Source organism: Streptomyces sp. NPDC036822 (assembly GCF_055609145.1).
In genome coordinates, this window is the sequence record NZ_JBVJPY010000004.1 from 598,199 (window position 1) to 610,367 (window position 12,169).

Genomic DNA, 12,169 nt, shown 5'->3' on the forward strand with positions numbered 1-12,169 from the left:
GCACCTATCCGGACGTCCGCCTTCTATTCCGAATGTGACGGTCGACACGTCGGCGGAAGGGACTCGGAGGGCGGGGGAGTGGGGCGGGGCGGACCGCTCGGCGCACGGCGGCGACGCGGGCGGACCGGGCCGGTGGAGGGGCGTCGGGCTTGGCCGTCCGCCCGGCGGGCCGACGGGCCCCGCCCGGCCGACGGGTCCCGCCCGGCTGTCCGCCCGTCCGGGTCCCGTCAGGCTGTCCGCCCGCGCGGCCTTCCCGGCTGACCTTCCCGGCCTCCGCCGGGCTGACCTCCCGGGCCTTCGGCCTGGCCGGCCCCCGGCTGACCGGCCAACCTCCCCGGCCTTCGGCCCGGCCGGCCTTTCCGGCTGACCTTCCCGGCCTCCGCCGGGCTGACCTCCCCTTCGGCCTGGCCGGCCCCCGGCTGACCGGCCAACCTCCCCGGCCTTCGGCCCGGCCGGCCTCCCCGGCTGACCGGCCCGTCAGGCCGCGCCCCCGTCGCCCCCGGCGGGAATACGCGGCTTCACGTCGTCGTTATGGCCCGCTGAGCGGTCATCGCCGCCATCGGTGGCCCGAGATTGCCCGGCAGCCCCTCGGGAAGCGCCATGATCCGTGCCAGAACCCTGCTCCTCTCCGTCGTCGCCGCGGCCCTCGCCGCGCTGATGGGCTGTTCCGCCCTCGGCGCGCGCGAGGCGGCGCCCTCCCCCGCTCCCGAGGCGACGTCCCCGGCCCCCGCCGCGCCCTCCGCCACCCTGCCGGCTCCGAGCTCGCCGCCGGCCACGGCGGCCGATCCCGTCGCGATGGAGCCCACGCCGGATCCCGCCGACCGGGCGCGGCCGTCCCGGCTCTCCCTCCCGTCCATCGGGGTCGAGGAGCTGCGCGTCGTCCCGTACGAGGGGACGACCGACGACACGCCGGGCACCCGCATCCAGGACCGGGGCGTCGCCGCAAGCCCCCAGGGCAAGGGCGGCGGAGTCGGGCCCGGCGAGGTCGGGAACTTCCTCGTGACGGCGCACCGGCTCTCCGCCGGAGGACCGCTGCGCGATCTCCCGGCCATGGAGGTCGGCGACCGCGCCGTCGTCCGGGCGGCGGACGGCACGGTGTACGAGTACGAGATCGTCGAGACGCGCCAGACGTCCTTCCGGTCCGAGCGTTCCCTCGCCGAGCAGAGGGCCGCCGTACCGGGCGAGCCGGGCGCGAAGCCCACGAAGGCCATGATCACGATATCCACCTGCGCCACGCCGGAGGACGACGCGGCCGGCAACTACTGGCGGGACGAGAACGGCAACCCCGAGCACCGGATCGACAAGATAGGCGTGCTGACCTCGGCCCGGCCGCCGGCCTGATCGGCGAGGCCCTCCGCAGAGCACCCGCCGCATCCGAAGCCCCCGGCCCGGTCGTGCGCGGGCTCCCGTGACGTTCGCGGCCCGTTGCACGCTGAACGGATCATGAGCAAGATCGAAACGATGCCCCCGGTCGGCGAGCGGCGGCGCGGGCCCGGGCGGGTGCATGCCTGATGTTCCGCCTGTCGCCGCGCTCCTGGCTGATGCTCGCCGCACTCGCCGCCGTGTTCCTGATGCTGACGGCGTCCCTCTCCTTCCCCTCTCTGACCTCCGCCCTGACCTCCCCGTGGCGCGGCCCCACCGGTCGTCCCGCCCTCTCCGGACCCCTGCCGGACGCCCCACTCCCCGGCGGCGGCACGGCCCTGCTCTCGACCTGCGGGGTGGACGACGGCCCCCGCCCGCGCGCGCGAGGTGAGGGGGAGCGCGACAGGGACCCGGAGCTCGTCTTCGGCGGGTACAGCGCGGTCGATCCCGGTCCCCGGACACCGGGCCGGCCCCGCTTCACCGTCCATGTGTCGGTCCGCACCGTCGACCGGCCCCTGCTCCTTGCCGCGCCCGTCGCCGGCGGACGCGTCGATCTCGACGTCTACGGTCCGCGGGGCGAGGGCCGCCGCGCCTCCGCCCGGGGCCTGACGGCGACGGTCGTGGACGACGGCTACCCGAGCCGACCCATGACGACCCCCGCGTCCGGCGCGTTCCGCGTGCGTCCCGGCGAGCCGCTGCGTCTGGACGTGGACCTTCCGGCCGGTGCGGTGTGCCCCGGCCACACCGTCACCGATGTGGGCAGCTGCTCGCCCGAGGGAACCAACGACGCCACCCTGTGCCCCGTGCTGACGCTGACGCTCTCCGACCCGGCGATCCGCGACCACCGCGCCGCTGTGAAGGGCCGAGGTCCCGCGGGCCTCAGTGATCGCCTCGTCATGGTCTCCCTGGAGCCGGAGATCACGCGGACCTGAGCGGTCCGTACCGTGCGGCGGGGACAGACACCGCGGGCGCCCGACCGCCCGGCCCCGCGTCCCAAGCAGCCGTGCCCAGGCCGCCGCGCCCCGCCGTCCCCACCCCCGCACCCCCGTCTCGTACCGCTCCGAAGGCCCCCTTGAAGGATGGAAAGATGGCCGGGTTAGCATATGAGCGCCGCCTAGCTCGAAAGATAAGCCTGTGACTGTCAATGACGACTCGTTCACCAACTGGAAGAACCGCGAGGAGATCGCGGAGTCGATGATCCCGATCATCGGGAAGTTGCACCGCGAGCAGGACGTGACCGTCCTGCTGCACAGCCGCTCCCTGGTGAACAAGTCGGTGGTCAGCATTCTCAAGACCCACCGGTTCGCTCGGCAGATCGCCGGCGAGGAGCTCTCGGTCACCGAGACCCTGCCGTTCCTCCAGGCCCTCACCGCGTTGGATCTCGGTCCTTCCCAGATCGACATCGGCATGCTCGCCGCGACGTACAAGACCGACGACCGCGGTCTGTCGGTGGCCGAGTTCACCGCCGAAGCCGTCGCCGGTGCCACGGGCGCCAACAAGATCGAGCGCCGCGAGGGACGGGACGTCGTCCTCTACGGCTTCGGCCGCATCGGCCGCCTCGTCGCCCGCCTGCTGATCGAGAAGTCCGGCTCGGGCAACGGCCTGCGCCTGCGCGCCATCGTGGTGCGCGGCGGCGGCGAGCAGGACCTGGTCAAGCGCGCCTCGCTGCTGCGCCGCGACTCGATCCACGGTCAGTTCCAGGGCACCATCACCGTCGACGAGGCGACCAGCACGATCGTCGCCAACGGCAACGCGATCAAGGTGATCTACGCGAACGACCCGTCCGAGGTCGACTACACCGCGTACGGCATCAAGGACGCCATCCTCATCGACAACACGGGCAAGTGGCGCGACCGCGCGGGCCTGGCCAAGCACCTGCGTCCCGGCATCGACAAGGTCGTCCTGACGGCTCCGGGCAAGGGCGACGTGCCCAACATCGTCCACGGCGTCAACCACGACACCATCAAGCCCGACGAGCGCGTCCTGTCCTGCGCCTCGTGCACCACCAACGCGATCGTGCCGCCGCTGAAGGCCATGGACGACGAGTACGGCGTCCTGCGCGGCCACGTGGAGACCGTCCACTCGTTCACGAACGACCAGAACCTGCTGGACAACTACCACAAGGCCGACCGCCGCGGCCGTTCGGCGCCGCTCAACATGGTGATCACCGAGACCGGTGCCGCCTCCGCCGTCGCCAAGGCGCTGCCCGACCTGAAGGCGCCGATCACAGGCAGCTCGATCCGCGTCCCCGTCCCGGACGTCTCGATCGCCATCCTCAGCCTGCGCCTCGGCCGTGAGACCACCCGCGAGGAGGTCCTGGAGTACCTCCGCGACGTCTCGCTGCACTCGCCGCTCAAGCGTCAGATCGACTTCACCACCGCTCCCGACGCGGTCTCCATGGACTTCGTCGGCTCGCGTCACGCCTCGATCGTCGACGCCGGTGCCACCAAGGTCGACGGCGACAACGCCATCCTCTACCTCTGGTACGACAACGAGTTCGGCTACTCCTGCCAGGTCATCCGGGTCGTCCAGCACGTCTCCGGCGTCGAGTACCCGACCTTCCCGGCTCCGGCGGTCTGATCCCGTCGCGCCACCCCGCTCCGGGGGCGGCCGGACCCGTGAGGGTCCGGCCGCCCCCGGATCTTTTCCCGGACACGAGCCGCGGGGGTCGACCCCCTCCAGCCACGGGGATGCCGACCGGGCCGATCCGCTGAAGTCCGTCGTGAGCCCGTCTGCGTCCGCCGTGTGCCTCCGCCACCGGCCGGCCTCCGCACGGGGAGTGGTGACCGAACCGGCCGACGTGGATGGTCGGCGCCGCGGCCATGCGGCGGTCTGTCGGTCACCTGTGCGTCACCTTTCCCGGTCCGGAGGTCACGGCTCACGCTCGCCGTGCCGCCGTCCGTCGACGCGTTCGCTGATGCCGACGAGGCATACGGGACATATCGTGCATAGTGTCGATCTGGTGGCTAAGGAGAAGGACATGTCCGAGCTCGTCGTCATCGGCTTTGCCGACCGCTCCACCGCGAACGAGGCGTTCAGCAAGGTCCAGGAGCTGCAACGGAGCGGAGTCGTCGAGCTCAACGGGCTCGCCGTCGTCTCGGTGGACGAGGACGGCGAGACGCACGTCGACACACCCGCCAAGAACGAGAAGGTCGCCGTCTCGGCCACGGCCGGCGCCCTGTGGGGCCTGGTCTTCGGCATGCTCATCCTGACCCCCGGGATCGGCGTGGTCGGCGCCGCGCTCGGCGGGCTGATCGGCAAGCTCAGCCAGATGGGTGTCGACAAGGACTTCCGGGCGAAGGTCCAGTCCCTTCTCGAACCCGGCTCGGCGGCCGTCGTGATCATGGCTTCCACGCTCACCGAGGACGCTTTCGCCGAGGCCCTCCAGCCCTTCGGCGGAACCGTCCTCAAGACGTCGCTCGCCGAGCGGGACGAGCAGGAGCTCGTCGAGCAGCTCGCCGGCCGAGCGCAGGCCGCCTGACCGACGCACCGCCGGCGCCACGGGGAGCCCTGCCCTCCGCCCCGTCTCGTTCCGCCCCGGTCCAGCCCTCTTCCGTAACGCTCCCGGCCCCGCCCAGGTCCGTACCGCGCCTGCTCCGGACGCCGAGCGCGTGTCCCCGCCCGGGCAGCCGAGCGCGACCGTCACCCGCACCCATCCCTCCCGCCGAAGGACGAGCCGAGTGATTTTCTCATTCCGCAGGAAGCACCCTGTCCGCGACCGTGCCGTGAGCGCCGCGGCGGGGGTGGTCCTGGCGGCCCTCGCCGCCGGCGCCCTCGTGTCGTGCGGTTCGGACGACGACTCGGGCAGGAGCTCGTCGTTCAGCGACGCGCCCACACCGCCGGACCAGGAGTCCTTCGCCGGCGAACCGCCCTCGGCCCTCGCCTCCGCCGCGGAGTCCGCCGCGGCCGCCGCCAGGGAGTCCGCGTCCTCCGCCGCCGCGTCGGCGTCCGCCCGTGAGGCCTCCCGCAAGGCATCGATCGGGACGGAGGTCGAGCGCTCCCGGCAGGCGGCCGAGAACGCCCTGAAGAACGTCGACGCTCCCGGCAACGCCGTGAGCGACGTGGCGATGACGGGCAAGCCCCGCGCCCAGACGGGCGGGCTGCTCGCCGTCGTCGTCACGATCACCAACACGACGAAGGCCAAGGCCTCCTACGCCGTCCAGGTCGACTTCCTCGACGCGTCCGGCAAGGTGGTCGAGACCCAGTTCACCGGCGCCGAGGGTCTCGCCCCCGCAGGACGCGTCCAGCCTTTGGTGATCAGCCGGGAGCCCGAGGCGCCGCCGCTCACCCCCAGGCTCACCAAGGCGCAGCGGTACTGACTCCCGGTCGCGCCGCGGACGTCGCGCGCGGCGGGCCCGCGAGGGGCGCGTGTCAGAATTCCACGGCGTCGCGGATCAGCGGGCAGGTCATGCAGTGGCCGCCGCCGCGTCCCCGGCCGAGCTCGGCGCCGACGATGGTGATCACCTCGACGCCCGCCTCGCGCAGCAGCGTGTTGGTCTGGGTGTTGCGGTCGTAGGTGAAGACGACGCCCGGCTCCAGGGCCACCGCGTTGTTCCCGCTGTCCCATTGCTGGCGCTCCGAGGCGTAGACGTCGCCGCCGGTCTCGATCACCCGCAGCCCGGGCAGGCCGAGCGCCTTGGCGACCACGTCGACGAAGGGCGTGGAGCCCTCGTCGGTGATCGCGACGCCGGGAGCCTTGTCGCTCGGGCGCAGGGAGAAGGTGTGCACGGCGTCCATGATGCGCGGATAGAGCGTGACGATGTCCCGGTCGGCGAAGGTGAAGACGGTGTCCAGGTGCATCGCGGAACGCAGCCGCGGCATGCCGGCGACGACGACGTGCCGGGCCGCCCCGGCGGCGAAGAGGGCGGCGGCGACCTGGGTGATGGCCTGGCGGGAGGTGCGCTCGCTCATCCCCATGAGCACCACGCCGTTGCCCACGGGCATGATGTCCCCGCCCTCGAACGTCGCCTGTCCCCAGTCCTGTTCGGGGTCGCCCCACCACACCGTGCTGCCCCTGAAGTCGGGGTGGAAGCGGTAGACCGCCTTCATCAGGAGGGTCTCGTCGTGCCGGGCGGGCCAGTACAGCGGGTTAAGGGTCACCCCGCCGTAGAGCCAGCAGGTGGTGTCCCGTGTGTAGAGGGTGTTCGGCAGCGGAGGCATCAGGTACTCCCGCGCGCCGGTCGCCTCGCGGGCGAGGGCGAGGTATCCGGAGCGGAAGTCGTCGGGCAGGTCGGTGGTGGACAGTCCGCCGATGAGGTACTCGGCGAGCGCGCGCGGAGCGAGGGACTCGAGGAAGGCCCGGGTGCCGTCGATGAGCCCGAGCCCGACCTCGTTGGCGACGATCTTCCGGTCCAGGAGCCACGCGCGTGCCTCGGGGTCGGCCATGGTCTCGCCGAGCAGGTCGTGCAGCTCCACGACCTCGACGCCCCGCCGCTTCAGCTCGTCGACGAAGTCGGCGTGGTCCCGCTGCGCGTTCTCCACCCACATCACGTCGTCGAAGAGCAGGTCGTCGGAGTTGGTGGGGGTGAGCCGCCGGTGCGCGAGGCCGGGGGAGCAGACCAGGACTTTCCGGAGCCGTCCGACCTCGGAGTGGACACCGAGTGCGGACTCGGCGGGCGCGGTGGTGTTGCCGGTCATGGTGGGCCTTTCGGGTGCGGGTGGCCGACGCGCGTGGTGCGGTCCGGAGCGTCGGCGCGTACGGGAGGGGGCGTACGGGATGCGTACGGGAGGCGGGCGTACGGGGCGAGGGGTCGGCGCGCCGACGGTTGCGGGACGCGTGTGGGTCAGAGTTCGATGGTGCCGGTCGCCAGCGCGACGATCCCGGCGGTCGCACCGGCCACGGACACGGCCAGGATCGCGAGCTCGCGGGGGGAGAAGAGCCGTCTGCCCTGTTCGCGCCGGGCCTTGACGAAGAGGAAGGTCGCCGGGGCGTAGACGATGAACGAGACCAGGACGAACTTCAGGCCGGCGGCGAACAGCAGGAAGGCCGTGTAGAGCGTGGCGAGGACGGCGACGACCAGTTCCCGTCGGGTGGTCCGCCCCGCCACCTTCTCCTGGCGCGGCCGCAGGGCGATCTTCACCGCGAAGCCGGCGGCCAGCAGGAACGGGATCAGGCTCAGGGAGCTGGTCAGGTCCAGGGCGAAGTTGAACGCGTCGTCGGAGAACGCCGTCACGATGAGGACGACCTGGCTGAGCGCCGTCGTCATCAGCAGGGCCGGCACCGGAACGTCGTCGCCGCTGGACCGTCCGAGGAAGCGGGGCATGTCCTCGTCCTTGGCCGCGACGAACAGCACCTCGGCCGCCATCAGGGTCCACGCGAGATAGGCGCCGAGGACGGACACGATGAGGCCGACGCTGACGAACACCGCGCCCCAGGTGCCGACCGCTGCCTCCAGGACCCCCGCCATGGAGGGCTGCCGGAGTTCCGCGATCTCGCTCATCGGCAGGATTCCGTACGACACGATGGTCACCGAGGCGAAGATCGCGAACACGCTGAGGAAGCCCAGGATGGTGGCGCGGCCGACGTCTTCGCGCCGCTTGGCGTGCCGGGAGTAGACGCTCGCGCCCTCGACGCCGAGGAAGACGAAGACGGTCGCGAGCATGGTGCCGCGGACCTGGTCGAAGAGGGAGCCCGCGTAGTCGGCGCCGCCCCAGTTGTCCGCGAAGACGCCCGGTTCGAAGGAGAAGAGCGCGAGGATCACGAAGACGAGGATGGGGACGATCTTGGCGACCGTGACGATCCGGTTGATCGTCGCCGCTTCCTTCACGCCCCGCCGGATCAGCAGGAAGAAGCCCCACAGCCCGACGGAGGACAGAACGATGGAGAGGGCCGTGTCACCGTCGCCGAGGGCGGGGGCGACGGCTCCGACCGTCGACATGATCAGGACCCAGTAGGTGACGTTGCCGACGCACGCGCTGGCCCAGTAGCCGAAGGCCGAGAAGAAGCCGAGGTATTCGCCGAAGCCCGCCTTGGCGTACGCGTACACGCCGGCGTCCAGGTCCGGGCGTCGCACGGCGAGCGCCTGGAAGACGAAGGCCAGCATCAGCATGCCGAACCCGGCGACGGCCCATGCGATCAGCGCCCCGGCGACGCCGGTCTCCTGGGCGAAGCGCCGGGGCAGCGAGAACACGCCCGCTCCGACCATCGAGCCGACGACCATGGCGGTCAGTGTGATCAGGGTCAGCTTGGCCGCCGGTGCGGCGGCTGCGCCGTCGGCGGTCTCCGCGCCGGTGTCAGCAGGGGGCATGGGCTACCTCGTCCACGAGCTCGGTGCGTCCGCGCGCGCGACCACGTCGGTCGCCCGCCGGGGCGAATCTAGAGCGTCGTGGTCGCTTTGTCCCGTTATGGCGGGTGTGTCCAACCCTGACGTGGCGGGTCGGGGCCGGGGTCGTTCACCCGCTTGCCGCTCCACGGGTTGCCGCTAATGTCGATATATAGGCGAAATGTGCATCCTCGTTCCCACGCTGTGCCGGTGACGGGAAGGGGGCGTACGAGAGGAGCCTCCCATGACCCGTACAGTGCGCGGGGCGATAGCCCTCGCCGGAGCCGTGGCTCTGTCGCTGGGCGCGGTGGCGACCAGCGGCGCCTCCCAGCCGGGGGCGGACAGCGCGGCCCAGGACGAGGTGAAGATCGGACTGCTGCTGCCGGAGAGCAAGACCACGCGGTACGAGAAGTTCGACCGCCCGTACATCGAGCAGAAGATCAAGGAACTGGCGCCCAACGCGCAGATCGACTACTACAACGCCGCCGAGAGCGCCACCACCCAGCAACAGCAGGTCAACACCGCGCTCGCCAAGGGCGACCAGGTGCTGATCCTGGACGCCGTCGACGCGAAGTCGATCCAGTCCTCCGTGCAGAAGGCCCATGACGCGGGCGTGAAGGTCGTGGCCTACGACCGCCTCGCCCAGGGCCCGGTCGACGCCTACGTCTCGTACGACAACCGCAAGGTGGGCGAGCTGCAGGGGAAGGCGCTGCTGGACGCGCTCGGCGACAAGGCCGGCAGCGGCCAGATCGTGATGCACAACGGCTCGCCGACCGACCCGAACGCGGCGGAGTTCAAGGCCGGCGCCCACTCCGTCCTCGACGGCAAGGTGAAGATCGGCAAGGAGTACGACACGCCGAACTGGGACCCGAACAACGCCAACCAGCAGATGTCGGGCGCGATCAGTTCCCTGGGCAAGGAGAACATCGTCGGCGTCTACTCCGCCAACGACGGCCTCGCCGCCGGCATCGCCACCGCCCTCAAGTCGGCCGGCATGAACGTGCCGCTGACCGGCCAGGACGCCCAGCTCGACGCGATCCAGCGGATCCTGCTCGGCACCCAGACGATCACGGTCGAGAAGCCGTACAAGCCGGAGGCCGACATCGCCGCGACGATGGCCGTGAACCTCGCCGAGAACAAGCCGCTCCCGGCCGACCTGACGCCCACCACCGTCACCAGCGGCAGCGGCCAGAAGGTCCCGGCCAACCTGCTCACGCCGATCGTCGTCGACAAGGACAACATCAAGGACACGGTCGTCAAGGACGGCCTCTACACCGTCCAGGAGATCTGCACCCCGACCTACGCCGCAGCCTGCAAGGAGGCCGGGCTCCAGTAGCCCCGAGGCGACGCCCGCCGGAGACGGCGGGCGGTCAGGGGGGTGAACGGAGGAGGCGGTTCCGTTGCCGGAAGCACCCGTGCTCGCCCTGCGGGGCATCTCCAAACGGTTCGGCGCCGTCCAGGCGCTGTCCGGCTTCGACCTGGAGGTCCACGCCGGTGAGGTCGTCGCACTGGTCGGCGACAACGGCGCCGGCAAGTCCACCGCCGTCAAGGCGATCGCCGGGGTGAACCCGCCCGACGAGGGCGTCATCGCGTGGGAGGGCCGCTCGGTCGGCATCAACCGGCCCCATGACGCCCAGAACCTCGGCATCGCCACCGTCTACCAGGACCTGGCCCTCTGCGACAACCTCGACGTCGTCGGCAACCTCTTCCTCGGCCGCGAGCTGCGCCGCTTCGGCGTCCTCGACGAGGTCCGCATGGACAAGCGCTCCCGCGAGCTGCTGGCCACGTTGTCCATCCGCATCCCCAGCGTCCGCATCCCCGTCGCCTCCCTCTCCGGCGGCCAGCGTCAGACCGTCGCGATCGCGCGCTCGCTCATCGGCGACCCCAAGGTCGTCATCCTGGACGAGCCCACCGCCGCCCTGGGCGTGGAACAGACCGCCGAAGTCCTCGACCTGGTCGAGCGACTGCGCGATCGGGGCCTCGGCACCATCCTGATCAGCCACAACATGGTCGACGTGATGGCGGTGGCCGACCGGATCGCGGTCATGCGCCTCGGCCGCAACAACGGCTTCTTCGACAAGCGCTCCACCTCCACCGAGGAGATCATCTCCGCCATCACCGGAGCCACCGACAGCGCGGTCACCCGCCGGGAGACGCGCAAGCGGGAGGAGGAGCGATGAAGCGTGCCCGAGGCCCCGACGACGCCGCCGCCCAGGAACCGGCACGCGACGCCATGCCCGCCGTCGACAGCCGTCTGCTCGTCAGGGAGGAGGGCCTGCGGGGGTACCTCGGCGAGTTCCGGCGCAAGCTGCGCAGCGGCGAACTCGGTTCGCTGCCCGTCGTGGTCGCCGTGATCGTCATCTGGACGGTCTTCGGCAGCCTGAACAGCGCCTTCCTCTCCGCCCAGAACCTCTCCGACCTCAGCCAGCAGATCGTCGGCACCGGCATGATCGCCGTCGGCATCGTCTTCGTCCTGCTGCTCGGCGAGATCGACCTGTCCGTCGGATCCGTCAGCGGACTGTGCGCCGCGCTCTTCGCCGTCCTCAACGTGCTGAACGGCATGAACGAGTGGCTGGCGCTGCTCGTCGCCGTGGCGGGCGGAGCCGCCGTCGGGCTCATCCAGGGCTTCTTCTTCGCGAAAGTCGGCGTGCCCGCGTTCGTGGTCACCCTGGCGGGCAATCTGGCCTGGAACGGGCTGATGCTCCAGATCCTCGGTACCAGCGGCACCGTCAACATCCCCGCCGAGAGCATCGTCGCCCGGCTCTACTCGACCATCTTCCACAGCCCGGCCGCCGCCTACGTCGCCGCTGCCGTGGGCGTCGGCCTCTTCCTGGCCGCCTCGCTGCTGGATGCCAACCGCCGCAGGTCGGCGGGGGTGCCGTCCCGGCCGGTCGCCGAGATCGCGCTGCGTACGGTCGTGCTGGCGGCGATCGCCTTCGCCACGGCCTACATCCTCAACCAGTACCAGGGCCTCCCGCTCGCGCTGCTGATCTTCCTCATCCTGCTCGTGGTGCTCGACTTCGTGCTCCGGCGTACGACCTACGGCCGGCGCGTCTTCGCGGTCGGCGGCAACATCGAGGGCGCGCGACGGGCCGGCATCAGCGTCGCGTTCGTCAGGATGAGCGTCTTCTCGATCTCCGGCACCATGGCAGCCGTCGGCGGACTCTTCCTCGCCGGGCAGATCCAGTCCGCGAGCCAGACCTCCGGCGGAGGCAATCTCCTGATGAACGTCATCGCCGCGGCCGTCATCGGCGGCACCAGCCTCTTCGGCGGCCGGGGATCGGTCTGGTCCGCCCTGCTCGGCGCCCTGGTGATCGGTTCCATCCAGTCCGGGATGAACATCATGGGCGTCAGCAACGCCATCCAGTTCATGATCACGGGATCGGTCCTGCTGGCCGCCGTGGTCGTCGACTCGCTGTCCCGCAGGAGCCAGAAGGCGGCGGGCCGCGCCTAAAGCGTGTTGCAGAAGGTCGTATTCGGGCAGGTCAGAGCCGGGTTCGAGGCCGGTCGGTTCATGCGGCCATGGCGAGGTTGTGCATGTGAGC

At 71.2% G+C, this 12,169-nt stretch carries 10 protein-coding genes; 8 read left to right on the forward strand and 2 right to left on the reverse strand.

Annotation, left to right across the window (positions count from 1 at the left end):
• The first annotated feature begins 600 nt into the window (after positions 1-600).
• The 5 genes from ACZ68P_RS13295 (at position 601) to ACZ68P_RS13315 (ending at position 5,681) form a co-directional block, all read left to right on the forward strand.
• Positions 601-1,341, forward strand: coding sequence for a sortase domain-containing protein (locus ACZ68P_RS13295; RefSeq protein WP_471005555.1), 741 nt, complete (start codon positions 601-603; stop codon positions 1,339-1,341).
• 170 nt (positions 1,342-1,511) lie between these two features.
• On the forward strand, positions 1,512-2,294 hold the full coding sequence (locus ACZ68P_RS13300) for a hypothetical protein (RefSeq protein ID WP_471005557.1): 783 nt from the start codon (positions 1,512-1,514) through the stop codon (positions 2,292-2,294).
• A gap of 202 nt (positions 2,295-2,496) precedes the next feature.
• Entirely contained in the window at positions 2,497-3,942 is a 1,446-nt protein-coding gene (locus ACZ68P_RS13305) for a glyceraldehyde-3-phosphate dehydrogenase (protein WP_471005560.1), read from the forward strand.
• A gap of 400 nt (positions 3,943-4,342) precedes the next feature.
• Positions 4,343-4,843: a DUF1269 domain-containing protein gene (locus tag ACZ68P_RS13310; protein ID WP_471005562.1), complete on the forward strand. Its 501-nt coding sequence runs from the start codon at positions 4,343-4,345 to the stop codon at positions 4,841-4,843.
• 199 nt (positions 4,844-5,042) lie between these two features.
• Positions 5,043-5,681, forward strand: a complete 639-nt coding sequence (locus ACZ68P_RS13315) for a hypothetical protein (protein WP_471005564.1) — start codon at positions 5,043-5,045, stop codon at positions 5,679-5,681.
• Positions 5,682-5,733: 52 nt separating this feature from the next.
• Here ACZ68P_RS13315 and ACZ68P_RS13320 read toward each other — a convergent pair whose 3' ends face one another.
• Both ACZ68P_RS13320 and ACZ68P_RS13325 read right to left on the reverse strand, forming a co-directional pair.
• The gene (locus ACZ68P_RS13320) at positions 5,734-6,999 is read right to left on the reverse strand and encodes an arginine deiminase (protein WP_471005566.1); all 1,266 of its coding nucleotides are present in this window, start codon (positions 6,997-6,999) and stop codon (positions 5,734-5,736) included.
• A 146-nt stretch (positions 7,000-7,145) separates the two neighbouring features.
• A complete protein-coding gene (locus ACZ68P_RS13325; RefSeq protein ID WP_471005567.1) occupies positions 7,146-8,609 on the reverse strand; it encodes a basic amino acid/polyamine antiporter in 1,464 nt (487 codons plus the stop codon).
• Positions 8,610-8,868: 259 nt separating this feature from the next.
• On the opposite strand from ACZ68P_RS13325, the gene ACZ68P_RS13330 reads away from it, so the two are divergent.
• From ACZ68P_RS13330 to ACZ68P_RS13340, 3 genes are all read left to right on the forward strand, one after another.
• Positions 8,869-9,960: a sugar ABC transporter substrate-binding protein gene (locus ACZ68P_RS13330; RefSeq protein ID WP_365715717.1), complete on the forward strand. Its 1,092-nt coding sequence runs from the start codon at positions 8,869-8,871 to the stop codon at positions 9,958-9,960.
• 64 nt (positions 9,961-10,024) lie between these two features.
• Positions 10,025-10,804 (forward strand): ATP-binding cassette domain-containing protein, encoded by a 780-nt coding sequence (locus tag ACZ68P_RS13335; RefSeq protein WP_471005570.1) that lies wholly within the window; start codon positions 10,025-10,027, stop codon positions 10,802-10,804.
• Positions 10,801-12,078: a sugar ABC transporter permease gene (locus ACZ68P_RS13340; protein WP_471005571.1), complete on the forward strand. Its 1,278-nt coding sequence runs from the start codon at positions 10,801-10,803 to the stop codon at positions 12,076-12,078. The genes ACZ68P_RS13335 and ACZ68P_RS13340 overlap by 4 nt, the downstream gene beginning before the upstream one ends.
• Positions 12,079-12,169 lie beyond the last annotated feature (91 nt).

Coding starts and splice junctions, on each gene's coding strand:
- ACZ68P_RS13295 (WP_471005555.1), top strand. CDS start 601: ATGATCCGTGCCAGAACCCTGCTCCTCTCCGTCGTCGCCGCGGCCCTC.
- ACZ68P_RS13300 (WP_471005557.1), top strand. CDS start 1,512: ATGTTCCGCCTGTCGCCGCGCTCCTGGCTGATGCTCGCCGCACTCGCC.
- ACZ68P_RS13310 (WP_471005562.1), top strand. CDS start 4,343: ATGTCCGAGCTCGTCGTCATCGGCTTTGCCGACCGCTCCACCGCGAAC.
- ACZ68P_RS13320 (WP_471005566.1), bottom strand. CDS start 6,999: ATGACCGGCAACACCACCGCGCCCGCCGAGTCCGCACTCGGTGTCCAC.
- ACZ68P_RS13325 (WP_471005567.1), bottom strand. CDS start 8,609: ATGCCCCCTGCTGACACCGGCGCGGAGACCGCCGACGGCGCAGCCGCC.
- ACZ68P_RS13330 (WP_365715717.1), top strand. CDS start 8,869: ATGACCCGTACAGTGCGCGGGGCGATAGCCCTCGCCGGAGCCGTGGCT.
- ACZ68P_RS13340 (WP_471005571.1), top strand. CDS start 10,801: ATGAAGCGTGCCCGAGGCCCCGACGACGCCGCCGCCCAGGAACCGGCA.